Genomic DNA, 23,157 nt, shown 5'->3' with positions numbered 1-23,157 from the left:
AAACCTTTGCCGGATGGCCGCCCAGCATCTGTTTACATCATTACGACGTCAAACTGCTCCTGGTTATAGAGCGGTTCAATTTGTACTTTAACCTGTTTGCCTACGAAAATTTCCACCTCTGCCAGCGAGTGTGACTCTTCGCCTTTCAAGGCTTCGGCTACTGCCGGAGAAGCATAGACCAGGAAACGGTCAGAGTCGTAAGCATGGTGCACACGAACGATTTCTCGCATGATTTCATAACATACCGTTTCCACGGTTTTCACCGTTCCACGACCGTGGCAAGTTGGGCATTCGTTACACAGCACGTGCTCAATGCTTTCGCGGGTGCGTTTACGCGTCATCTCCACCAGCCCCAGCGCCGAAAAACCATTAACACTGGTTTTCACCCGGTCTTTGCCCAACGCCTGTTCCAGCGAATGCAGCACGCGGCGGCGGTGATCTTCATTATTCATGTCGATGAAATCAATAATGATAATCCCGCCCAGGTTACGCAACCGTAGCTGGCGAGCGATAGCCTGCGTCGCTTCAATATTGGTATTGAAGATGGTGTCATCCAGATTGCGATGACCGACAAACGCCCCAGTATTGATGTCCACGGTGGTCATCGCTTCGGTCTGGTCGATAATCAAATAGCCACCGGATTTCAGTTCTACTTTGCGCTCCAGCGCCCGCTGGATTTCGTTTTCAACGTCAAAGAGATCGAAAATCGGCTGGCGGCCCGTGTAATGCTCCAGCTTACTGGTCATTTCGGGGATGTATTCCGAGGTGAACTCAAGTAATGCTTCGTAAGTCAGGCGTGAGTCAACGCGAATACGGTCCAGTTCGGCGTCGGCGAAATCACGCAGCACACGCTGCGCCAGCGCCAGTTCACCATATAGCTGATAACGTGTCTGCGGGCGCTTTTTACGCGCCATCACTTTGGTCCAGACGCGTTTCAGATAAGCGGCATCGGAAGCCAGTTCAGCTTCGCCAATCCCTTCCGCTGCGGTACGGATGATAAAGCCACCCTGCTCGTCGCAATACTCCGCAACCACTTTTTTCAGGCGATCGCGTTCGGATTCGCTTTCGATACGTTGGGAAACCCCAACGTGAGAAGCCCCTGGCATAAACACCAGATAACGAGATGGCAGCGTGATATCGGTGGTCAGGCGTGCACCTTTAGTGCCCAGCGGATCTTTCACCACCTGCACCATCAGATCTTGCCCCTGACGGACCAGTTCCGAGATGTCGCGCACCGTGAATTGTTTTTGCTCTTCACCCGCCACACATTCAGTGTGCGGCATGATGTCGGATGCATGAAGAAACGCGGCTTTATCCAGCCCAATATCTACAAAAGCCGCCTGCATACCCGGAAGTACACGACTTACACGACCCTTGTAGATATTGCCTACTATTCCGCGTCGCGCCTCACGTTCAATATGAATTTCCTGCAGAATACCGCCATCAATATACGCCACTCGCGTTTCCGAAGGCGTTACGTTTACCAACAATTCAGCCGTCATGTTTATCCCTTTTCTCACGCAGTGCGTTAAAATTACTTAATAATTCATACGTTTCAACCAACGGTAAGCCGACTACGGCGTGATAGCTGCCCTTTATCTTCCTGACAAAACAGCCTCCCAGCCCCTGAATACCGTATGCACCTGCTTTATCTAACGGTTCACCGCTGGCGACATAGCCCGCGATGTCTTCGTCTGTTAACGTTCTGAAAGTCACATCGGTAACCACCAGGCAATCGAGAATGTGCTGACTGTCGGCCAACGCCACTGCCGTCATCACCTGATGGGTCTGACCCGATAATTTGCGCAACATCTGGGCCGCATGATCTGCGTCGAGCGGTTTCTCCAGCACTTCTCCGTTCAGAACAACGATAGTATCCGCACCCAGCACCGGGAGATCCTGCGCCGTTTGCGCGACACCCGCCTGTGCTTTCTCGCGTGCCAGACGAACAACATACTGCTGCGCACTCTCCTGCGGCTGACGCTGCTCCTCAATGCCCGTAACAACACGTTCAAAGGTCACGCCAAGTTGCGCAAGTAACTCCTGACGACGCGGAGAACCGGAAGCTAAATACAGAGAAGTCATAGAAACCTTTATTGCACTGCAAACTGCTGACGAACTTTACGCATCAGCAAGAAAATCCACGGCCAGAGCACCCCATTAACTACACTACTCCAGAACACTTCCGGTCTGAAAGAGACGTTAATCACTAAAAACTCTGCCCAGAAAACAATAATATCCACCACCAGCGAAAGCAACATGACGACCAGCGCCTGCTGCCATAACGCGAGGTTACGGAAAAGCTGGTATTTCAACGCCACCAGATAAGCAATGATGCTCATCGCCAATACGCGTACGCCAAGCGTCGAGCCGCTGATCAGATCCAGTATGGCACCCATCACAAAACCAGTACCCACATTTACGCGGTGGGGCAAGGCCAGGATCCAATACAACAGAATGAGCAACACCCAGTTTGGCCGGAAAACAATCAGGTTGTCCGGCCAGGGCATGATTTGCAGCAACAGCGCAATGAGGAAAGAGAGCCAGATTACCCAGCGTCCCTGGCTACGATAGCTCGCCACTATTGCCCTCCCGGCGCACGCGCAGGCGGTTGAGCACCACTTTGTGGCGCCGTAGCCCTTTGTGGAGAGCGGTTAGCTGCAGGCTGTGTCGACGCAGCAGGCGAGGCAGCAGTGCCTGTCGCCGGCTGCGGCGGGGTCGGCTGAGCAATCCCCGTTGCCGGTTCAGGTAACTTTGGCCCCATCGCGTCTGGCGAAGGCAATACCTGCGGCATCATCTGCATCAGACGTTCATTGGCAACACGATGCACCTCTTCCGGCGTCATAGGGTTAGCGCCGTTACGATCCGCGCCCCACAGCAGCAGCAGATAACGCAAACGTTGCAGTCCCGCAGTCGGACGCGCCTGAATCACGGTATAAGCACGCTGGGTATCGAGTTTTACGGAAGAGACAACCGCGACCGGATAGCCTTCAGGGAAACGCCCACCCAGACCGGAAGTGACCAGCACATCACCAACACGAATATCCGTATTCGCTGGCAGATGCTCAAGCTGTAAATCATCAGTACAACCGTTACCGGCTGCAATTACGCGGATATCGTTGCGCAGTACCTGGATGGGCAGCGCGTGGGTCGCATCACAAATCAGCAGCACCCGACTGGTCAATTTAGCGACGGCCACCACCTGACCAACAACACCTTTGTCGCTGATGACCGGCTGGCCTTCATAAACGCCATTAACGCTACCTTTATCGATAACAACTTGATCGCTATAAGGATCGTTAACCGTGGAGATAACCTGAGTCACCATTTTCTGCTCATCCTGACGCAGCGGAGAGCCCAGCAGCTCGCGCAGACGCGCGTTCTCCTGTTTGTATTGTCCAAGCATCAGCAGTTCGCTGTTTTTCAGTAACAGTTCCTGACGTAACGCCCGGTTTTCAAGTTCTAGTTGGTCACGCGAAGCCAGCGTCTGTGATACGCCGTCCAGCAATTCACGAGGAGCATTGGAAACAAAGTAGAAAGGACTGACGGCGGTATCCATATAAGTACGGATTTGACTGAACGTCCCCAGGCGGCTGTCGGCAATAATAATGCCGAGCGCCACCAGCACCGCCAGAATAAGGCGAATCTGTAGCGACGGGCCACGGCTGAAAATTGGCTTCATAAGTTATGCGTATTCTCGTATCAGAGCAGGCAGGGTAAACAGAGGCTTCCCCTGCCTGCATCCGATTACTCTTCGCTGAACAGGTCGCCGCCGTGCATGTCGATCATCTCCAGCGCTTTGCCGCCACCGCGCGCCACACAGGTCAGCGGGTCTTCAGCAACAACGACTGGAATGCCGGTTTCTTCCATTAACAAACGGTCAAGGTTACGCAGCAGTGCGCCACCACCGGTGAGCACCATGCCGCGCTCGGAGATGTCGGAAGCCAGTTCCGGCGGGCACTGTTCCAGTGCAACCATTACCGCACTCACAATACCGGTCAGTGGTTCCTGCAGAGCTTCGAGGATTTCGTTGGAGTTCAGGGTAAAACCACGTGGAACACCTTCTGCCAGGTTACGGCCACGAACTTCGATTTCACGGACTTCATCGCCCGGGTAAGCCGAACCGATTTCGTGTTTGATACGTTCTGCGGTAGCTTCACCGATCAGAGAACCGTAATTACGACGCACATAGTTGATGATAGCCTCGTCGAAACGGTCACCACCAATGCGTACGGAAGAGGAGTAAACCACGCCGTTCAGGGAGATAACAGCAACTTCAGTGGTACCACCACCGATATCAACCACCATAGAACCGGTCGCTTCAGAAACCGGCAGGCCAGCACCAATTGCGGCAGCCATCGGTTCTTCAATCAGGAAGACTTCACGAGCACCAGCGCCCTGCGCGGATTCACGAATTGCGCGGCGTTCAACCTGGGTCGCACCAACCGGCACACAGACCAAAACGCGCGGGCTTGGACGCATGAAGCTGTTGCTGTGCACTTGTTTGATGAAGTGCTGGAGCATTTTTTCAGTCACGAAGAAGTCGGCAATAACGCCGTCTTTCATTGGGCGAATGGCAGCAATATTGCCCGGCGTACGACCCAGCATCTGCTTCGCGTCATGACCTACTGCAGCCACGCTTTTCGGTGAACCGGCACGATCCTGACGAATGGCCACCACTGAAGGCTCATTCAATACGATGCCTTGTCCTTTTACATAAATGAGGGTATTCGCAGTACCCAAGTCAATGGACAAGTCATTGGAAAACATGCCACGAAATTTTTTCAACATACTAAGGGATAATCCTGAAAGCTGGGGCGGAAAAGAAAATCCGCTTACTTTACCAACCACACGCAGCAGCGACAAGGCGCAAAAATCATCTGCTACGGTGAAAAATAGTGCAGTTCGTTTCCTTTGTTACAAATCTCTGCCTGAGTCCAGTAAGGCTTAATGCATCAGCAGCATTCCTCGCCTGTTTGCAACCGCGTAAGGTCATTCATCTGCATATGTGCTGCAACAATCTGGCGAGCAGACAAGCACACTCCCATGAGACGCAACGCGCGTTATTCTACGTGAAAACGGATTAAACGGCAGGTTAAACCGAGTATCTTTGTGAATATTTTTTCACGTTAGTATCAAGTGGCTGTGAGGACGCGAAAAAATCCCCTTGCCCACCTGTAACACCGCGCTGAATCAGAGTCTGCCACTCGCTTCGCGAACGCACGCCGGCGGCGTAAACCTGGGTGCTGGTTCCGGAACAGGCTTCCACCAGGCTTTGAACCAACAGCTGGTTCTCCGTTCGCTTCTCAATGTTTCTGACCAGCCCCGGATGGAGCTTGAGTAACTCAACATTAAGTTCTTTGATCCAACTGGTGCTTACCAGCGTCAAACCGGCCTGGTTAACGGCTACCCGTACCCCCAAAGCATTCACCAAACGAATAATTGGTTGTAAGCGACTGATATGTTGACCTACATCGGCCTCTGCAAGTTCAATAATTATGCGTTTTCGTTGCGTTTTTTCACATTGCATTAACGTATCGCGCAGCCAACGCTGAAAACGCGGGCGAATCAGCGACTCAACGGTAACCTGAATCGCCAGTTTTTCCTCCGGCCAGTAACGCAATAGTGGAATAAGACGGCTGATTTGCAGGCGGTCATACTCTTCCGATAAGCCAAACTGCAAGACCATCGGCATATACTCTGCCGAGCTAACCTCTTCATTACCATCGAAGATGCGGCACATGAGTTCGCGATGATGAACCTGACCTTCGCGAGTAACCGCCGGTTTTTGATAAAGGCGCGGGCCGCCGCGACTCAGCATTTGCTCGATAAGCGTACGCCAGCGAACGTTACCGCGTCCTTTTTCAGGCAACGAGTCATCGTAAATAGCCCAGCTATTGCCGCCCTGCAATCCCGCATTACGCGTGGCAGACTCTGCATGTTCCATCACCTGCTCGGTATCCTGACCACTACGCCAGGCGCAGATACCAATGTGGATCATATCGTCGCGATCGAGCATTTTATTGTTCGGCAAGGTATCGACGGCTTTGATTATCTGACCGGCGATGCTTTCTGCCTCTTTTAATGTCCGGTGCGGCAACAGCGCAGCAAAATCACTACGGTGGTAACGCGCCAGCAGTGCGCCAGGGTAGCGCATCATAAATGTCGACAGCAGATTCGTCAGAGTGAAGAACTGTTCTTCAACCTGGCTGTGTCCCCAGGTATCGCTCAACATATTGAAATCCGGCAGGCGAATCATCATCACGATCCCGTGAGTACCGACTTTCTCCTGATCTTCCAGTAACGTTGCTAACTGATTATCGAAAAAGAGTCGGTTATTGAGACCCGTTTTGATGTCCTGGGCAGCATAAGAGCGGATCAGCGTATCAAGACGGCTGTGTTGTTCGCGTGCGTTCTGAATTTCACAAAGCAGCGTATCCAGCGCACTGCTGGTTCTCGGCGGCCATTCATAGATGGTTCCCAACACATTAGAGCCACGCTCACCGTTTAAGATACGAGTAGCCCGGGCTTCCAGCAGTTCTTGTCCGGCAAGTTGCCTTTGTAACCAGCGTACCGCCAGAAAGAGCATAAGAATGATAAAGCCAATCGCCCCCGTGAGCGGCGCGGTAGTCATCAACGAATGGAAATAGTTGCCCATCGGATCCTGATAAACCAGACGCAGCGACATCCCAGGATGCTTTATCAACGGAACGCTCAGTTCGCGAAACAGATCGCTGGTGCCAACCGGACGATAACTACCATTTCTGACCTGGGTATAAACCTGTTTGTCACCATGCAGCAGGTCTACACGAACGATATCAGCCGACATCATTAGCTCGGTAATTTGCGGTCCCAACGCGTTGAAGTCGTTCGACACGAGGTGAGTATCAATCGCCGTCGCCACTGCCTGAACGCGATGGCTAAACTTATACTGAATGGCATTGTAGAAACTGAGTGAGCAGCCCAGCAAAGTCACAAAAATTGTTAACCCGGTGAGCAACGTAACAAAGGCCGAAAATTTCGTCGTTAATCTCATCCTTGTGTTAACTCCGATAGTGAGGAAACGGGCATACTAGCAAATCAGATTTATCTCGCAATTTATTGCGCTTCATCGGCTTTGCTTTTCCATTAGCGAGTATAGTCTTCAGAAATTATTTTCCAATCCATCATGCACATGAGGACCACTTATGCAGGCGTTACTTTTAGAACAGCAGGACGGCAAAACTCTCGCATCGGTACAGACTCTGGACGAAAGTCGCCTGCCGGAGGGCGATGTCACGGTCGATGTTCACTGGTCGAGCCTGAACTACAAAGATGCGCTGGCGATTACCGGTAAGGGAAAAATCATCCGTAATTTTCCGATGATTCCTGGGATCGATTTTGCTGGAACTGTACGCACCAGCGAAGATCCGCGTTTTCATGCCGGTCAGGACGTGTTGCTCACTGGCTGGGGCGTTGGTGAAAACCACTGGGGAGGGCTGGCAGAACAGGCGCGAGTGAAAGGTGACTGGCTGGTTGCCATGCCGCAAGGGCTGGACGCGCGTAAAGCAATGATTATCGGTACTGCCGGGTTTACCGCCATGCTGTGTGTGATGGCGCTGGAAGATGCCGGTGTTCGCCCGCAGGACGGGGAGATTGTCGTGACAGGTGCCAGTGGTGGCGTCGGCAGTACCGCCGTGGCGCTGCTGCATAAGTTGGGTTATCAGGTCGTTGCCGTTTCCGGTCGTGAAAGCACCCATGAATATCTGAAAAGTTTAGGTGCCAGCCGTATTCTTCCTCGCGATGAGTTTGCCGAATCCCGTCCTCTGGAAAAACAAGTCTGGGCTGGAGCAATTGACACCGTCGGCGACAAAGTGCTGGCGAAAGTGCTGGCGCAAATGAATTACGGCGGCTGTGTGGCGGCTTGTGGTCTGGCGGGTGGTTTTACTCTACCAACAACCGTCATGCCATTTATTCTGCGTAATGTCCGTTTACAGGGGGTAGATTCAGTGATGACGCCACCAGCACGCCGCGCACAAGCCTGGCAGCGACTGGTCGCCGATTTACCGGAATCATTCTATACCCAGGCGGCAAAAGAGATATCTCTGGCAGAGGCACCGAAATTTGCCGAGGCCATCATTAATAACCAGATCCAGGGTCGCACGCTGGTGAAGGTTAACTAACCATTTAGCAGGGAATAATAAGAGAGGGAACTCATTTTGAAATCATTATTCAATCGGTTAACGGGAAAAGCGGTTAGCCGGACAGCTTTCGTCGAACATCTTGGTCATGAAGTTGTACAACATCATCCAAACTGGAAAGTCATGATTTCGACTGACCATAAATTGATGCGCATTGATACGGGTCACCAAACGGTGGAAATCACCCTTGATGATGCCTACAAACGTTATCAAGCCGCACCAGACCCGCTGGAAGAAGTGGCTGCGGATATACTGAAACAGCTTGCAGAAATGCTGCCGACCGGGCGCTGTATTGTCCCGGTGATTAAAGAAAAAGCCTGGCTGGATACCGTTCGCCAACAGCTTAGCCAGTATGAGTCTGATCCCGGGTCCTCAACGCCTCACTGGATTTTGCCTGGGAAGACTTTAACGATGAGTTAATTATCCTGTTTGCTGAAGACGGTAGCGAAACCATGCGCTATCTGATGCGCGTGCTTTAGCATTCACGTCTATCCAGACGATGCTGTGAAAATTGGGCAATCCCCAGCAACCGCTGCGTAATGTCGTCTATCTTGTCGCGAGCCTGGCATCCCTACATTATTTGTGGTCTGTGAAGATTATCTCATTACAGCCCTCATCTTCGCAGGTCTGGCTTTACAGCTTTTAGCCTTACGTTATAAGAAGTTCCGTCGATGATGGCGCTAAATTCGTGAATTGTGCGGCTTGTTGCAAATTACACGGTGTTGAAGGTTATTTACATGTTAGCTGTTGATTATCTTCCCTGATAAGACCAGTATTTAGCTGCCAATTGCTACGAAATCGTTATAATGTGCGACCTCGTCCTCCCTGACGCAGTTTTTGCGCTGCGGAAAAGGTGACATTGGCGCAACGAAGGTATATTTTGTTTTTTGCCGGAGGATAGCAGCAGATCGCTGCACAATGTCCGTCAAGTCTAACATTGAGACTCTGGGGCAAAATAAACCGGCGTCCCGGCCTGCTGGAATTTATCGCTATGCATACAGCTGTCGGGGCATACGCTTTACAGACGGCGGTGAAACGCCTGTCACAATCACACTAAACAAAGAGTACGGAACCCACTCATGGATATTCGTAAGATTAAAAAACTGATCGAGCTGGTTGAAGAATCAGGCATCTCCGAACTGGAAATCTCCGAAGGCGAAGAGTCAGTACGCATCAGCCGTGCAGCTCCTGCCGCAAGTTTCCCTATGATGCAACAGGCTTACGCTGCACCAATGATGCAGCAGCCAGCTCAATCTAACGCAGCCGCTCCGGCGACCGTTCCTTCGATGGAAGCGCCAGCAGCAGCGGAAATCAGTGGTCACATCGTACGTTCCCCGATGGTTGGTACTTTCTACCGCACCCCAAGCCCGGACGCAAAAGCGTTTATCGAAGTGGGTCAGAAAGTGAACGTGGGCGATACCCTGTGCATCGTTGAAGCCATGAAAATGATGAACCAGATCGAAGCAGACAAATCCGGTACTGTGAAAGCAATTCTGGTCGAAAGTGGACAACCGGTAGAATTTGACGAGCCGCTGGTCGTCATCGAGTAACGAGGCGAACATGCTGGATAAAATTGTTATTGCCAACCGCGGCGAGATTGCATTGCGTATTCTTCGTGCCTGTAAAGAACTGGGCATCAAGACTGTCGCAGTGCACTCCAGTGCGGATCGCGATCTAAAACACGTATTACTGGCAGATGAAACGGTCTGTATCGGCCCTGCTCCGTCAGTAAAAAGTTATCTGAACATCCCGGCAATCATCAGCGCCGCTGAAATCACCGGCGCAGTAGCAATCCATCCGGGTTACGGCTTCCTCTCCGAGAACGCCAATTTTGCCGAGCAGGTTGAACGCTCCGGCTTTATCTTCATCGGCCCGAAAGCAGACACTATTCGCCTGATGGGTGACAAAGTATCGGCAATCGCCGCGATGAAAAAAGCGGGCGTTCCTTGCGTACCCGGTTCTGACGGCCCGTTGGGCGACGATATGGATAAAAACCGCGCCATTGCAAAACGCATTGGTTATCCGGTGATTATCAAAGCCTCCGGTGGCGGTGGCGGTCGCGGTATGCGCGTAGTGCGTGGCGACGCTGAACTGGCACAATCCATCTCCATGACACGTGCGGAAGCAAAAGCCGCTTTCAATAACGACATGGTTTACATGGAGAAATACCTGGAGAATCCTCGCCACGTCGAGATTCAGGTACTGGCTGACGGCCAGGGCAACGCTATCTATCTGGCAGAACGTGACTGCTCTATGCAACGTCGTCACCAGAAAGTGGTCGAAGAAGCACCAGCACCGGGCATTACACCGGAACTGCGTCGCTACATCGGCGAACGTTGCGCTAAAGCGTGTGTTGATATCGGCTATCGCGGTGCAGGTACTTTCGAGTTCCTGTTCGAAAACGGCGAGTTCTATTTCATCGAAATGAACACTCGTATTCAGGTAGAACACCCGGTTACTGAAATGATCACTGGCGTTGACCTGATCAAAGAACAGCTGCGTATCGCTGCTGGTCAACCGCTGTCGATCAAGCAAGAAGAAGTTCACGTTCGCGGTCATGCGGTGGAATGCCGTATCAACGCCGAAGATCCGAACACCTTCCTGCCAAGCCCGGGCAAAATCACCCGTTTCCACGCACCAGGTGGTTTTGGCGTGCGTTGGGAGTCTCATATCTACGCTGGCTACACTGTGCCGCCGTACTATGACTCAATGATCGGCAAACTGATTTGCTACGGTGAAAACCGTGACGTGGCGATTGCGCGCATGAAAAATGCACTGCAGGAGCTGATCATCGACGGAATCAAGACCAATATTGATCTGCAGATCCGCATCATGAATGACGAAAACTTCCAGCATGGTGGCACTAACATCCACTATCTGGAGAAAAAACTCGGTCTTCAGGAAAAATAAGACTGCAAAAGTGTTAAAAGGCCGGATTTTCCGGCCTTTTTTATTTCTGGGGATCGATAAGCCCCATAAGGTACAATCCCCGCTTTCTTCACCCATCAGGGACAAAAAATGGACACTCGTTTTGTTCAGGCCCATAAAGAGGCGCGCTGGGCGCTGGGGCTGACCCTTTTGTATCTGGCGGTATGGTTAGTAGCCGCTTACTTACCTGGCGTTGCCCCCGGTTTTACCGGATTTCCGCGCTGGTTTGAGATGGCCTGCATCCTGACGCCACTGCTGTTTATTGGACTGTGCTGGGCGATGGTAAAATTTATCTATCGCGATATCCCGCTGGAGGATGACGATGCAGCTTGAAGTGATTCTACCGCTGGTCGCCTATCTGGTGGTGGTGTTCGGAATCTCTGTCTATGCGATGCGTAAACGGAGCACCGGAACCTTCCTTAATGAGTATTTCCTCGGCAGCCGCTCTATGGGCGGTATTGTGCTGGCGATGACGCTCACCGCGACCTATATCAGCGCCAGTTCGTTTATCGGCGGGCCTGGTGCGGCTTATAAATACGGCCTGGGTTGGGTATTGCTGGCAATGATTCAGCTTCCTGCGGTCTGGCTTTCGCTCGGTATTCTCGGCAAGAAATTCGCTATTCTCGCACGCCGCTACAATGCGGTAACGCTGAACGATATACTGTTTGCCCGCTACCTGAGTCGCCTGCTGGTGTGGCTGGCGAGTTTGAGTTTGCTGATTGCGTTCGTTGGTGCGATGACCGTGCAGTTTATCGGCGGTGCGCGTCTGCTGGAAACCGCGGCGGGTATTCCTTATGAAACCGGGCTGCTGATTTTCGGTATTAGTATTGCGTTGTATACCGCCTTTGGCGGCTTTCGTGCCAGCGTGCTAAACGACACCATGCAAGGGCTGGTGATGCTGATTGGCACCATTGTGCTGCTTATTGGCGTGGTGCATGCCGCAGGCGGTTTAAGTAATGCGGTAGAGACGCTGCAAACCATCGATCCGCAACTGGTTACGCCACAAGGCGCTGACGATATTCTGTCACCCGCCTTTATGACATCGTTCTGGGTACTGGTGTGCTTTGGCGTTATTGGCCTACCGCATACTGCGGTGCGCTGCATCTCTTATAAAGACAGTAAAGCAGTACATCGGGGGATCATTATCGGTACGATTGTGGTCGCAATCCTGATGTTCGGTATGCACCTGGCCGGAGCCTTAGGTCGTGCGGTGATCCCCGATCTCACCGTGCCGGATCTGGTGATCCCAACGTTGATGGTAAAAGTGCTGCCACCGTTTGCAGCCGGGATCTTCCTGGCTGCACCTATGGCTGCGATCATGTCGACAATTAACGCCCAATTGCTGCAAAGTTCCGCTACGATCATTAAAGATCTTTATCTGAATATCCGTCCGGATCAAATGCAAAACGAGACGCTTCTGAAGCGGATGTCAGCGGTGATCACGTTGATTCTCGGTGCGTTGCTGCTGCTTGCCGCCTGGAAGCCGCCAGAAATGATCATCTGGTTGAATTTACTGGCCTTCGGTGGGCTGGAAGCCGTTTTCCTGTGGCCGCTGGTGCTGGGACTTTATTGGGAACGCGCCAACGCCAAAGGTGCGCTAAGTGCGATGATCGTTGGCGGCGTGCTGTATGCCGTACTCGCGACGCTGAATATTCAGTACCTGGGCTTCCACCCTATCGTGCCCTCGTTACTACTAAGTTTGCTGGCTTTCCTGGTCGGAAACCGTTTCGGTACATCCGTCCCGCAAGCTTCCGTTTTGACTACTGATAAATAAAGAGTTTTGCTATGCCTTGGATCCAACTGAAACTGAACACCACCGGCACGAACGCGGAAGATCTTAGCGATGCGCTGATGGAAGCGGGCGCCGTTTCTATCACTTTTCAGGATACCCACGATACGCCAGTATTTGAGCCGCTGCCGGGCGAAACTCGCCTGTGGGGCGACACCGATGTGATTGGTCTGTTCGACGCTGAAACCGACATGAACGACGTGGTGGCGATTCTGGAAAACCATCCGCTGCTCGGCGCGGGCTTCGCGCATAAAATCGAACAACTGGAAGATAAAGATTGGGAACGCGAATGGATGGATAATTTCCACCCAATGCGCTTTGGTGAACGTCTGTGGATCTGCCCAAGCTGGCGTGATGTGCCGGACGAAAACGCGGTTAACGTGATGTTAGACCCAGGCCTGGCGTTTGGTACAGGGACTCATCCAACGACCTCTCTGTGCCTGCAATGGCTCGACAGCCTCGATTTAACCGGTAAAACGGTGATCGACTTTGGCTGTGGTTCCGGCATTCTGGCTATCGCAGCGCTGAAGCTGGGCGCAGCAAAAGCCATTGGTATTGATATTGATCCTCAGGCCATTCAGGCCAGCCGCGACAACGCCGAACGTAATGGCGTTTCTGATCGTCTGGAACTCTACTTACCGAAAGATCAGCCAGAAGCGATGAAAGCCGACGTGGTGGTCGCTAACATCCTCGCAGGCCCGTTACGTGAACTGGCACCGTTGATCAGCGTCCTGCCGGTTTCAGGCGGCTTACTGGGCCTTTCCGGTATTCTGGCAAGCCAGGCAGAGAGCGTTTGTGAAGCCTATGCCGATAACTTCGCGCTCGACCCAGTTGTGGAAAAGGAAGAGTGGTGCCGCATTACCGGTCGTAAGAATTAATCATCTTCAGGTAAGTTCGCATCAGCCAACAAAATGCGAGCAACGTCACAAAAGGCACGCAAACTTGCTGATTATTTACGCAATTTTGCGTGCCAAAATTTTCATTCATAAAGAAAAATTGAGAACTTACTCAAATTTCTATGAGTGTACATTTTAGCCACCACTTTCTAATGTGATGATTTTTATGAGTAATTATCGCGCCAAGCTCATTTTAAATGCAATTCTTTGATCCATCTCAGAGGATTGGTTAAAGTTTGGCCTTTCATCTCGTGCAAAAAATGCGTAATATACGCCGCCTTGCAGTCACAGTATGGTCATTTCTTAACTCATGCGCATCGGACAATATCAGCTCAGAAATCGCCTGATCGCAGCGCCCATGGCTGGCATTACAGACAGACCTTTTCGGACGTTGTGCTACGAGATGGGAGCCGGATTGACAGTATCCGAGATGATGTCTTCTAACCCTCAGGTTTGGGAAAGCGACAAATCTCGTTTACGGATGGTGCACATTGATGAACCCGGTATTCGCACCGTGCAAATTGCCGGTAGCGATCCGAAAGAAATGGCAGATGCAGCACGTATTAACGTGGAAAGCGGTGCCCAGATTATTGATATCAATATGGGTTGCCCGGCTAAAAAAGTGAATCGCAAGCTCGCAGGTTCAGCCCTCTTGCAGTACCCGGATGTCGTTAAATCGATCCTTACCGAGGTCGTCAATGCAGTGGACGTTCCTGTTACCCTGAAGATTCGCACCGGCTGGGCGCCGGAACACCGTAACTGCGAAGAGATTGCCCAACTGGCTGAAGACTGTGGCATTCAGGCTCTGACCATTCATGGCCGTACACGCGCCTGTTTGTTCAATGGAGAAGCTGAGTACGACAGTATTCGGGCAGTTAAGCAGAAAGTTTCCATTCCGGTTATCGCGAATGGCGACATTACTGACCCGCTTAAAGCCAGAGCTGTGCTCGACTATACAGGGGCAGATGCCCTGATGATAGGCCGTGCAGCTCAGGGAAGACCCTGGATCTTTCGGGAAATCCAGCATTATCTGGACACTGGGGAGTTGCTGCCCCCGCTGCCTTTGGCAGAGGTTAAGCGCTTGCTTTGCGCGCACGTTCGGGAACTGCATGACTTTTATGGTCCGGCAAAAGGGTACCGAATTGCACGTAAACACGTTTCCTGGTATCTCCAGGAACACGCCCCAAATGACCAGTTTCGGCGCACATTCAACGCCATTGAGGATGCCAGCGAACAGCTGGAGGCGTTGGAGGCATACTTCGAAAATTTTGCGTAAACAGAAATAAAGAGCTGACAGAACTATGTTCGAACAACGCGTAAATTCTGACGTACTGACCGTTTCTACCGTTAACTCTCAGGATCAGGTAACCCAAAAACCCCTGCGTGACTCGGTTAAACAGGCACTGAAGAACTATTTTGCTCAACTGAATGGTCAGGATGTGAATGACCTCTATGAGCTGGTACTGGCTGAAGTAGAACAGCCCCTGTTGGACATGGTGATGCAATACACCCGTGGTAACCAGACCCGTGCTGCGCTGATGATGGGCATCAACCGTGGTACACTGCGTAAAAAATTAAAAAAGTACGGCATGAACTAATTCAGGTTAGCTAAATGCTTGATTAAAAAGGCGCTACTCGGCATGGGGAAGCGCCTTTTTTATAGGTGTCACAAAGGGAGTGACCATGAAAACAGGATGTGAACCGACCCGATTTGGTAATGAAGCTAAGACCATTATTCACGGTGATGCACTTGCCGAAATTAAAAAACTACCTGCCGAAAGCGTGGATCTGATCTTTGCCGACCCACCGTATAACATCGGTAAAAATTTTGATGGTCTGGTCGAAGCCTGGAAAGAAGATTTGTTTATCGACTGGCTGTTTGAAGTGATTGCAGAGTGCCACCGCGTTCTGAAAAAGCAGGGCAGCATGTACATCATGAACAGCACGGAAAACATGCCCTTTATCGATCTCCAGTGCCGCAAGCTTTTTACCATTAAAAGTCGCATCATCTGGTCATATGACAGTTCTGGAGTGCAGGCGAAGAAACACTATGGTTCCATGTACGAACCCATCCTGATGATGGTGAAAGACGCAAAGAACTACACATTCAACGGTGATGCTATTCTGGTAGAAGCCAAAACTGGATCGCAGCGCGCGTTGATCGATTATCGCAAAAATCCTCCACAGCCTTACAATCATCAAAAAGTACCGGGTAACGTCTGGGATTTTCCGCGCGTGCGATATTTAATGGATGAATATGAAAACCATCCGACGCAAAAACCGGAAGCCTTACTGAAACGCATTATTCTCGCCTCTTCCAACCCTGGCGATATCGTTCTCGACCCGTTTGCCGGTAGCTTTACTACCGGTGCCGTAGCCGTCGCCAGCCAGCGAAAATTCATTGGTATTGAGATCAACAGCGAGTACATCAAAATGGGACTTCGACGACTGGATATCGCGTCGCATTACTCCGCGGAAGAACTGGCGAAAGTAAAAAAAAGAAAAACGGGCAACCGGTCAAAACGATGTCGAGTTAGCGAAGTTGACCCCGCTCTCATTGCAAAGTAAAGGAAGTGTAAGTCTGGTTTTCGGATTATTCATTTCGTGTATATTTCCTGCCAGACTTGATTAAACATGTACAGGCTCAGGTAATGATTCGCAAGTATTGGTGGCTCGTCGTTTTCGCTGTCTCCGTTTTTCTGTTTGATACTTTACTGATGCAGTGGATTGAACTGCTGGCAACAGAAACAGATAAATGCCGCAATATGAACTCAGTTAATCCCCTCAAACTGGTTAACTGTGACGAACTGAACTTTCAGGACAGAATGTGAGTTTATATGACACTTAATTCATGCGTTTGATGAATTGATTTCGTTATGTTTTCATCTGGCATGAACATTCTTAATACGTTATCGACCAGTGCGGGGGCTTGTTTATAAAGATCATAACCCGCCATATTCATTAACCAGTTTTGAACAATTCCGCTGAAGGCACCATCAATAATAATCATCACAACATCTAAATCGAGGTTATTTGCTACACAACCTTGTTGCTGACACGCCTGCAATACTTCGCGAAGAGCTTCCGGATTAAAGCCCATCTTTTCGCGTATCACTCCCTCGGCCAGCATCTCATCATTAAATTCACATTTGTGATATAAGATTTTCAGCAACGCCTGCTGGCGGGGAATTTTGGCAATATATTGCAATCCAACAATCATTTTCTCACGCAATTGCTGAAACGGGTCATGCCCTGACCCTACCGTCAGGCGATCCTGGATTAACTCCCGCAATGAGGGCTGTTGTAACCACATCTCATTAAACAGTTGGATCTTGTTTTCGAAGTGCCAGTAGATAGCACCACGTGTGACGTTAGCGGCGTCGGCAATGTCGTTGAGCGTCGTCTTGCTTACGCCATGCTGCGCAAACTGGGCAATGGCGGTTTCAATCAGTTCTTGCCGGGTCTTCAGGGCTTCGGCTTTGGTTCTCTTTGCCATGGCTAACCATTCAGGAAATAAATATATTCAACATAGGGTGAGAAAATAGCGAAGGTTAATCTATCACCTAATGTGTATTTATACGAGAGGCTAATATTGCGTTGCTATAAATAGTCAAATAAATCACATGTATTATTTACCTAAAATACATTCACGTCATCAATGTATATTTCAACTTGCGTATATTTAATACTACCTTTTTCAATTCACATCCAAACAAAACAGTAGAATATTAATCTTTTTTTGTGTTTATGTGCCTTGAAGCGCCAGTCTTCATAACTATTCCTTACATCGCCGGATGATAATTTGTAGGATAGCGAACTGTATTTTTCTTTCTGCGAGTTAACGCGTTGCCTTTTTGGGTAAATAACGCGCTTTTGGTTTTTTGAGGAATAGTAATGACGAAACATGCCAGGTTTTTCCTCCTGCCCTCCTTTATTCTGATCTCCGCGGCTTTAATCGCCGGTTGTAACGATAAGGGAGAAGAGAAAGCTCACGTCGGTGAACCGCAGGTTACCGTTCATATTGTGAAAACGGCCCCGTTAGAAGTGAAGACTGAATTACCAGGCCGCACCAATGCTTACCGTATAGCCGAAGTTCGTCCACAGGTTAGCGGGATCGTACTGAATCGTAATTTTACTGAAGGCAGCGATGTGCAAGCAGGTCAGTCCCTGTACCAGATCGATCCAGCAACCTATCAGGCGAGTTATGACAGCGCGAAAGGCGAACTGGCGAAAAGTGAAGCCGCCGCCTCCATCGCGCATTTGACGGTAAAACGTTACGTTCCGCTCGTGGGTACGAAATACATCAGTCAGCAAGAGTACGACCAGGCCATTGCTGATGCTCGCCAGGCCGATGCCGCCGTGATTGCCGCAAAAGCCACGGTCGAAAGCGCTCGCATCAATCTCGCTTATACCAAAGTGACTGCGCCAATTAGCGGACGTATCGGCAAATCTACCGTGACCGAAGGCGCTCTTGTCACTAATGGGCAAACCACTGAACTGGCGACTGTTCAGCAACTCGATCCTATCTATGTTGATGTGACCCAATCCAGCAACGATTTTATGAGGCTGAAGCAATCCGTAGAGCAAGGAAATTTGCATAAGGAAAATGCCACCAGCAACGTAGAGTTGGTCATGGAAAGCGGTCAAACCTATCCCCTGAAAGGTACGCTGCAATTCTCCGATGTAACCGTTGATGAAAGCACCGGCTCCATAACCCTACGTGCCGTCTTCCCTAACCCGCAACATACGCTTTTGCCAGGTATGTTTGTGCGCGCACGGATTGATGAAGGTGTCCAGCCTGATGCCATTCTTATCCCGCAACAAGGCGTTAGCCGCACGCCGCGTGGTGATGCAACCGTGCTGATTGTTAATGATAAAAGTCAGGTTGAAGCGCGCCCTGTCGTTGCCAGTCAGGCGATTGGCGATAAATGGTTGATTAGCGAAGGTCTGAAATCTGGCGATCAAGTCATTGTCAGCGGCCTGCAAAAAGCGCGTCCGGGAGAGCAGGTTAAAGCCACTACCGATACCCCCGCAGATACTGCGTCGAAGTAAGGCAATCTGACATGGCAAACTTTTTTATTCGACGACCGATATTTGCATGGGTGCTGGCCATTATTCTAATGATGGCGGGGGCACTGGCGATCCTACAATTGCCCGTCGCCCAGTACCCAACCATTGCGCCGCCTGCGGTTTCTGTTTCGGCAAACTATCCGGGTGCTGATGCGCAGACCGTGCAGGATACGGTGACGCAGGTTATCGAACAGAATATGAATGGTATCGATAACCTGATGTATATGTCCTCCACCAGCGATTCTGCCGGTAGCGTGACAATTACCCTTACCTTCCAGTCCGGGACCGATCCAGATATCGCGCAAGTGCAGGTGCAGAACAAACTCCAGCTCGCCACGCCGTTGCTGCCACAGGAGGTTCAGCAGCAGGGGATCAGTGTTGAAAAGTCCAGTAGCAGCTATTTGATGGTGGCGGGCTTTGTCTCTGATAACCCTGGCACCACACAGGACGATATCTCGGACTATGTGGCCTCTAACGTTAAAGATACGCTTAGCCGTCTGAATGGCGTCGGTGATGTACAGCTTTTCGGCGCACAGTATGCGATGCGTATCTGGCTGGACGCCGATCTGCTAAACAAATATAAACTGACACCGGTTGATGTGATTAACCAGTTGAAGGTACAGAACGATCAGATCGCTGCCGGACAGTTAGGTGGAACGCCAGCGTTACCAGGGCAACAGTTAAACGCCTCGATCATTGCTCAGACGAGGTTAAAAAATCCGGAAGAATTCGGCAAAGTGACCCTGCGTGTAAACAGTGACGGCTCGGTGGTACGCCTGAAAGATGTCGCACGGGTTGAACTTGGCGGTGAAAACTATAACGTTATCGCTCGCATCAACGGTAAACCGGCGGCGGGTCTGGGTATTAAACTGGCAACCGGTGCGAATGCTCTCGATACCGCGACAGCCATTAAGACAAAACTGGCAGAATTACAGCCATTCTTCCCACAGGGAATGAAGGTTCTCTACCCTTATGACACTACGCCATTCGTCCAGCTTTCTATTCACGAAGTGGTAAAAACGCTGTTCGAAGCCATTATGCTGGTGTTCCTGGTGATGTATCTGTTCTTGCAGAATATGCGAGCAACGCTGATCCCCACCATTGCTGTGCCCGTAGTGCTGTTAGGGACGTTTGCCATCCTCGCCGCTTTTGGTTACTCCATCAACACACTAACGATGTTCGGGATGGTACTTGCCATCGGGCTACTCGTCGATGATGCGATAGTGGTGGTGGAGAACGTCGAGCGCGTGATGATGGAGGATAAGCTCCCGCCAAAAGAAGCGACGGAAAAATCAATGTCGCAAATTCAGGGCGCACTGGTGGGTATCGCGATGGTGCTGTCAGCGGTATTTATTCCGATGGCATTCTTCGGCGGTTCTACAGGGGCAATTTATCGCCAGTTCTCTATCACCATCGTTTCGGCAATGGCGCTTTCTGTTCTGGTGGCATTGATTCTTACCCCTGCGTTATGTGCAACGCTGCTCAAACCCATCTCTGCTGAGCATCACGAAAATAAGGGCGGTTTCTTCGGCTGGTTTAATACCACCTTCGATCATAGCGTTAATCACTACACCAACAGCGTTGGCAAAATCCTCGGTTCCACAGGACGATATTTACTGATCTATGCGCTGATTGTTGCTGGGATGGTGGTGTTGTTTTTACGTCTTCCATCGTCCTTCTTACCTGAAGAGGATCAGGGGGTCTTTCTGACCATGATTCAATTGCCCGCTGGCGCGACGCAAGAGCGGACGCAAAAAGTATTGGATCAAGTGGCGGATTACTATCTGAAAAACGAGAAAGCGAATGTTAAAAGTGTCTTTACAGTTAACGGCTTTAGCTTCAGCGGTCAGGCCCAAAACGCCGGCATGGCCTTCGTCAGTCTGAAACCGTGGGAAGAGCGTCGTGGTGACGAAAACAGTGCGGAAGCGGTAATCCACCGTGCCAAAATGGAATTGGGCAAGATCCGCGACGGTTTTGTCATTCCATTCAATATGCCAGCCATTGTTGAACTGGGCACAGCAACGGGTTTCGACTTTGAGTTAATTGATCAGGCGGGACTGGGTCACGATGCCCTAACCCAGGCCCGTAATCAGTTGCTTGGCATGGCGGCGCAACATCCTAGCAACTTAGTCAGCGTGCGTCCCAATGGTCTGGAAGACACCACGCAGTTTAAACTGGAGGTTGACCAGGAAAAGGCGCAGGCGTTAGGTGTTTCGCTTTCTGACATCAATCAGACCATTTCAACGGCGTTGGGTGGGTCTTACGTTAACGATTTCATCGACCGTGGTCGCGTGAAAAAAGTGTATGTTCAGGCTGATACCAAATTCCGTATGCTGCCGGAAGATGTCGATAAACTTTATGTCCGCAGCGCCAACGGCGAAATGGTGCCATTCTCTGCCTTTACCACTTCACATTGGGTGTATGGTTCTCCGCGACTAGAACGCTACAACGGTCTGCCATCAATGGAGATTCAGGGGGAAGCCGCGCCAGGAACCAGTTCCGGCGATGCCATGGCGTTGATGGAAAACCTTGCATCACAATTACCAGCTGGCATTGGTTATGACTGGACAGGTATGTCGTATCAGGAACGCTTATCCGGAAACCAGGCTCCTGCTTTGGTGGCAATTTCCTTTGTGGTCGTTTTCCTGTGCCTTGCCGCACTCTATGAAAGCTGGTCGATTCCTGTCTCGGTTATGTTGGTCGTGCCGTTAGGGATTGTCGGCGTGCTGCTGGCGGCGACACTCTTTAATCAAAAAAATGACGTTTATTTTATGGTGGGCTTGCTAACGACAATTGGCTTATCGGCCAAAAACGCTATTTTGATTGTTGAGTTCGCTAAAGATCTAATGGAGAAAGAGGATAAAGGAGTTGTTGAAGCGACACTGATGGCAGTACGTATGCGTCTGCGTCCTATCCTGATGACCTCTCTCGCCTTTATTCTCGGCGTATTACCGCTGGCTATCAGTAACGGTGCTGGCAGTGGCGCGCAGAACGCAGTGGGTATCGGGGTAATGGGGGGAATGGTCTCTGCAACGTTGCTGGCAATCTTCTTCGTACCGATGTTCTTTGTGGTGATCCGCCGTTGCTTTAAAGGATAAATCAGAAACATAGAGGCGCTTTCGGGCGCCTTTATTATTTCCAGTAAAACCCATAAAGATTAATAAGATATTCTTCTACTCACTCTTTAAAAACTTTCTATAGCTCTCGCTTCCTTCACTATTTTTACAATTCACATAATTTGTCATTATTCATTCCGCAAGATTCATAACCTCCAGTGATAAAATGGCATTCAGCTCGTTAATAAGAGAGTTAACTTATTAAACGTTAGCGTTTATTACTGAGGTAACACCATGAAAAGATTAATTCCTGTGGCATTGCTCACCGCATTGCTGGCGGGCTGTGCTCACGATTCCCCCTGCGTTCCAGTTTATGACGATCAGGGACGCCTGGTTCACACCAATACCTGTATGAAAGGCACGACTCAGGATAACTGGGAAACGGCTGGGGCTATTGCTGGCGGGGCGGCGGCTGTTGCTGGTCTGACGATGGGGATCATCGCTCTGTCGAAATAACTGAACAGGGCGCGGAATTCTGCGCCCTGTTTAACGATACAGTATCTTTCCATAAGATAAAATATTGCTATATTCTGCTGGGTAATTCCCTGCTGATTCAGCATGTTATATCGCGTTATTTCGCTGCTTTCGAAATAATGCATCAATTTAACTTTCACACGTCCTCCTGGAAATAGACTCACGCTAAGAATCATTATTCTGCTTAGCAAAATACGCGTAAATATTTTGCGCCAAAATGTGGCGCATGTTTCATTTTCGCACCATTACGGGGCTCTGTTTTTATTATTTCCTGTCTACACTCAGCTTATTGCGACGCGAAATCGTGCGCAAAAACTGGCACTACTTTTGCTTATAAGAGGATGGCCACAGACAGGTAAAAGACGTTTCCCAAACGTCCTATAACGATAATTTTCGCCTCACAAGAAGCATTATGAAAAAGATGATGATAGCCACACTGGCTGCCGCCAGCGTGCTGCTTGCCGTTGCAAATCAGGCGCATGCTGGCGCGACGCTTGATGCCGTTCAGAAAAAAGGGTTTGTGCAATGCGGGATCAGTGACGGATTACCTGGGTTCTCTTACGCCGATGCTGACGGTAAGTTTTCTGGTATTGACGTTGATGTTTGTCGTGGTGTTGCAGCTGCTGTATTCGGTGACGATACGATGTCAGCGCCAATGATATAAGACAGTAATTCACCATTTGGATTGTCCGCTCCACCCAACA

20 protein-coding genes and 3 pseudogenes are annotated in these 23,157 nt (G+C 50.4%); 16 read left to right on the top strand and 7 right to left on the bottom strand.

Annotation, left to right across the window (positions count from 1 at the left end; genetic code table 11):
• Window positions 1–32: 32 nt before the first annotated feature.
• The 6 genes from rng to csrD form a co-directional block, all read right to left on the bottom strand.
• Entirely contained in the window at window positions 33–1,502 is a 1,470-nt protein-coding gene (gene rng, locus A7090_RS15335; protein ID WP_105274666.1) for a ribonuclease G, read from the bottom strand.
• On the bottom strand, window positions 1,492–2,085 hold the full coding sequence (yhdE, locus tag A7090_RS15330) for a nucleoside triphosphate pyrophosphatase YhdE (protein ID WP_105274665.1): 594 nt from the start codon (window positions 2,083–2,085) through the stop codon (window positions 1,492–1,494). Before yhdE ends, rng begins: the two co-directional genes overlap by 11 nt.
• A gap of 8 nt (window positions 2,086–2,093) precedes the next feature.
• The gene (gene mreD / locus A7090_RS15325) at window positions 2,094–2,582 is read right to left on the bottom strand and encodes a rod shape-determining protein MreD (RefSeq protein WP_000179409.1); all 489 of its coding nucleotides are present in this window, start codon (window positions 2,580–2,582) and stop codon (window positions 2,094–2,096) included.
• On the bottom strand, window positions 2,582–3,682 hold the full coding sequence (gene mreC, locus A7090_RS15320) for a rod shape-determining protein MreC (RefSeq protein ID WP_105274664.1): 1,101 nt from the start codon (window positions 3,680–3,682) through the stop codon (window positions 2,582–2,584). Before mreC ends, mreD begins: the two co-directional genes overlap by 1 nt.
• A 65-nt stretch (window positions 3,683–3,747) precedes the next feature.
• Window positions 3,748–4,791, bottom strand: coding sequence for a rod shape-determining protein MreB (gene mreB / locus A7090_RS15315; RefSeq protein ID WP_000913396.1), 1,044 nt, complete (start codon window positions 4,789–4,791; stop codon window positions 3,748–3,750).
• 304 nt (window positions 4,792–5,095) lie between these two features.
• Entirely contained in the window at window positions 5,096–7,036 is a 1,941-nt protein-coding gene (gene csrD, locus A7090_RS15300; protein ID WP_105274661.1) for an RNase E specificity factor CsrD, read from the bottom strand.
• A gap of 151 nt (window positions 7,037–7,187) precedes the next feature.
• Between csrD and acuI the strand changes: the two genes are divergently transcribed.
• From acuI to A7090_RS15240, 12 genes and pseudogenes are all read left to right on the top strand, one after another.
• On the top strand, window positions 7,188–8,162 hold the full coding sequence (acuI, locus tag A7090_RS15295) for an acrylyl-CoA reductase (NADPH) (RefSeq protein WP_024247450.1): 975 nt from the start codon (window positions 7,188–7,190) through the stop codon (window positions 8,160–8,162).
• A gap of 165 nt (window positions 8,163–8,327) precedes the next feature.
• Window positions 8,328–8,650: pseudogene (locus tag A7090_RS15290) on the top strand (hypothetical protein); the annotation flags it as partial.
• A 2-nt stretch (window positions 8,651–8,652) separates the two neighbouring features.
• Window positions 8,653–8,855, top strand: a pseudogene (locus tag A7090_RS26635) (sulfoxide reductase heme-binding subunit YedZ); the annotation flags it as partial.
• A gap of 404 nt (window positions 8,856–9,259) precedes the next feature.
• Window positions 9,260–9,730: an acetyl-CoA carboxylase biotin carboxyl carrier protein gene (gene accB, locus A7090_RS15280; RefSeq protein ID WP_000354618.1), complete on the top strand. Its 471-nt coding sequence runs from the start codon at window positions 9,260–9,262 to the stop codon at window positions 9,728–9,730.
• 10 nt (window positions 9,731–9,740) lie between these two features.
• On the top strand, window positions 9,741–11,090 hold the full coding sequence (gene accC / locus A7090_RS15275) for an acetyl-CoA carboxylase biotin carboxylase subunit (RefSeq protein WP_023155575.1): 1,350 nt from the start codon (window positions 9,741–9,743) through the stop codon (window positions 11,088–11,090).
• A gap of 108 nt (window positions 11,091–11,198) precedes the next feature.
• On the top strand, window positions 11,199–11,441 hold the full coding sequence (locus A7090_RS15270) for a YhdT family protein (protein ID WP_000381170.1): 243 nt from the start codon (window positions 11,199–11,201) through the stop codon (window positions 11,439–11,441).
• Window positions 11,431–12,882, top strand: a complete 1,452-nt coding sequence (panF, locus tag A7090_RS15265) for a sodium/pantothenate symporter (protein ID WP_105274660.1) — start codon at window positions 11,431–11,433, stop codon at window positions 12,880–12,882. Before A7090_RS15270 ends, panF begins: the two co-directional genes overlap by 11 nt.
• A gap of 11 nt (window positions 12,883–12,893) precedes the next feature.
• Window positions 12,894–13,775 carry a 50S ribosomal protein L11 methyltransferase gene (gene prmA, locus A7090_RS15260; protein WP_105274659.1) on the top strand — a complete coding sequence of 294 codons (882 nt, stop codon included), beginning with the start codon at window positions 12,894–12,896 and terminating at the stop codon, window positions 13,773–13,775.
• Window positions 13,776–14,103: 328 nt separating this feature from the next.
• Window positions 14,104–15,069: a tRNA dihydrouridine synthase DusB gene (gene dusB, locus A7090_RS15255; RefSeq protein WP_001219652.1), complete on the top strand. Its 966-nt coding sequence runs from the start codon at window positions 14,104–14,106 to the stop codon at window positions 15,067–15,069.
• Between the two features lie 25 nt (window positions 15,070–15,094).
• Complete coding sequence (fis, locus tag A7090_RS15250) at window positions 15,095–15,391, top strand: DNA-binding transcriptional regulator Fis (protein ID WP_000462905.1); 297 nt, start codon at window positions 15,095–15,097, stop codon at window positions 15,389–15,391.
• Between the two features lie 85 nt (window positions 15,392–15,476).
• Window positions 15,477–16,361 (top strand): adenine-specific DNA-methyltransferase, encoded by an 885-nt coding sequence (gene yhdJ / locus A7090_RS15245; RefSeq protein WP_105274658.1) that lies wholly within the window; start codon window positions 15,477–15,479, stop codon window positions 16,359–16,361.
• 83 nt (window positions 16,362–16,444) lie between these two features.
• Window positions 16,445–16,624, top strand: a complete 180-nt coding sequence (locus A7090_RS15240) for a DUF2556 family protein (RefSeq protein WP_105274657.1) — start codon at window positions 16,445–16,447, stop codon at window positions 16,622–16,624.
• 2 nt (window positions 16,625–16,626) lie between these two features.
• Here the strand turns inward: A7090_RS15240 and acrS are convergent, their stop codons facing one another.
• On the bottom strand, window positions 16,627–17,289 hold the full coding sequence (gene acrS, locus A7090_RS15235; protein WP_105274656.1) for a multidrug efflux transporter transcriptional repressor AcrS: 663 nt from the start codon (window positions 17,287–17,289) through the stop codon (window positions 16,627–16,629).
• Window positions 17,290–17,687: 398 nt separating this feature from the next.
• Between acrS and acrE the strand changes: the two genes are divergently transcribed.
• The 4 genes and pseudogenes from acrE to A7090_RS15200 form a co-directional block, all read left to right on the top strand.
• Window positions 17,688–18,845: a multidrug efflux RND transporter periplasmic adaptor subunit AcrE gene (gene acrE / locus A7090_RS15225; RefSeq protein WP_105274654.1), complete on the top strand. Its 1,158-nt coding sequence runs from the start codon at window positions 17,688–17,690 to the stop codon at window positions 18,843–18,845.
• Between the two features lie 11 nt (window positions 18,846–18,856).
• Entirely contained in the window at window positions 18,857–21,961 is a 3,105-nt protein-coding gene (gene acrF, locus A7090_RS15220) for a multidrug efflux RND transporter permease subunit AcrF (protein WP_105274653.1), read from the top strand.
• A 252-nt stretch (window positions 21,962–22,213) separates the two neighbouring features.
• Window positions 22,214–22,435 carry a membrane protein gene (locus A7090_RS15215; protein WP_000825639.1) on the top strand — a complete coding sequence of 74 codons (222 nt, stop codon included), beginning with the start codon at window positions 22,214–22,216 and terminating at the stop codon, window positions 22,433–22,435.
• 430 nt (window positions 22,436–22,865) lie between these two features.
• Window positions 22,866–23,096: pseudogene (locus tag A7090_RS15200) on the top strand (amino acid ABC transporter substrate-binding protein); the annotation flags it as partial.
• Window positions 23,097–23,157: the final 61 nt, after the last annotated feature.

Source organism: Escherichia sp. MOD1-EC7003 (assembly GCF_002965065.1).
Lineage (GTDB): Bacteria > Pseudomonadota > Gammaproteobacteria > Enterobacterales > Enterobacteriaceae > Escherichia.
The sequence above is the reverse complement of the archived record's forward strand: the minus strand, read 5'-3'. Positions and strand labels throughout refer to the sequence as shown.

What these genes read in the sequence shown, in the direction of transcription:
- rng (WP_105274666.1), bottom strand. Translation starts at nt 1,502, where the DNA reads ATGACGGCTGAATTGTTGGTAAACGTAACGCCTTCGGAAACGCGAGTG.
- yhdE (WP_105274665.1), bottom strand. Translation starts at nt 2,085, where the DNA reads ATGACTTCTCTGTATTTAGCTTCCGGTTCTCCGCGTCGTCAGGAGTTA.
- mreC (WP_105274664.1), bottom strand. Translation starts at nt 3,682, where the DNA reads ATGAAGCCAATTTTCAGCCGTGGCCCGTCGCTACAGATTCGCCTTATT.
- mreB (WP_000913396.1), bottom strand. Translation starts at nt 4,791, where the DNA reads ATGTTGAAAAAATTTCGTGGCATGTTTTCCAATGACTTGTCCATTGAC.
- csrD (WP_105274661.1), bottom strand. Translation starts at nt 7,036, where the DNA reads ATGAGATTAACGACGAAATTTTCGGCCTTTGTTACGTTGCTCACCGGG.
- acuI (WP_024247450.1), top strand. Translation starts at nt 7,188, where the DNA reads ATGCAGGCGTTACTTTTAGAACAGCAGGACGGCAAAACTCTCGCATCG.
- accB (WP_000354618.1), top strand. Translation starts at nt 9,260, where the DNA reads ATGGATATTCGTAAGATTAAAAAACTGATCGAGCTGGTTGAAGAATCA.
- accC (WP_023155575.1), top strand. Translation starts at nt 9,741, where the DNA reads ATGCTGGATAAAATTGTTATTGCCAACCGCGGCGAGATTGCATTGCGT.
- A7090_RS15270 (WP_000381170.1), top strand. Translation starts at nt 11,199, where the DNA reads ATGGACACTCGTTTTGTTCAGGCCCATAAAGAGGCGCGCTGGGCGCTG.
- panF (WP_105274660.1), top strand. Translation starts at nt 11,431, where the DNA reads ATGCAGCTTGAAGTGATTCTACCGCTGGTCGCCTATCTGGTGGTGGTG.
- prmA (WP_105274659.1), top strand. Translation starts at nt 12,894, where the DNA reads ATGCCTTGGATCCAACTGAAACTGAACACCACCGGCACGAACGCGGAA.
- dusB (WP_001219652.1), top strand. Translation starts at nt 14,104, where the DNA reads ATGCGCATCGGACAATATCAGCTCAGAAATCGCCTGATCGCAGCGCCC.
- fis (WP_000462905.1), top strand. Translation starts at nt 15,095, where the DNA reads ATGTTCGAACAACGCGTAAATTCTGACGTACTGACCGTTTCTACCGTT.
- yhdJ (WP_105274658.1), top strand. Translation starts at nt 15,477, where the DNA reads ATGAAAACAGGATGTGAACCGACCCGATTTGGTAATGAAGCTAAGACC.
- A7090_RS15240 (WP_105274657.1), top strand. Translation starts at nt 16,445, where the DNA reads ATGATTCGCAAGTATTGGTGGCTCGTCGTTTTCGCTGTCTCCGTTTTT.
- acrS (WP_105274656.1), bottom strand. Translation starts at nt 17,289, where the DNA reads ATGGCAAAGAGAACCAAAGCCGAAGCCCTGAAGACCCGGCAAGAACTG.
- acrE (WP_105274654.1), top strand. Translation starts at nt 17,688, where the DNA reads ATGACGAAACATGCCAGGTTTTTCCTCCTGCCCTCCTTTATTCTGATC.
- acrF (WP_105274653.1), top strand. Translation starts at nt 18,857, where the DNA reads ATGGCAAACTTTTTTATTCGACGACCGATATTTGCATGGGTGCTGGCC.
- A7090_RS15215 (WP_000825639.1), top strand. Translation starts at nt 22,214, where the DNA reads ATGAAAAGATTAATTCCTGTGGCATTGCTCACCGCATTGCTGGCGGGC.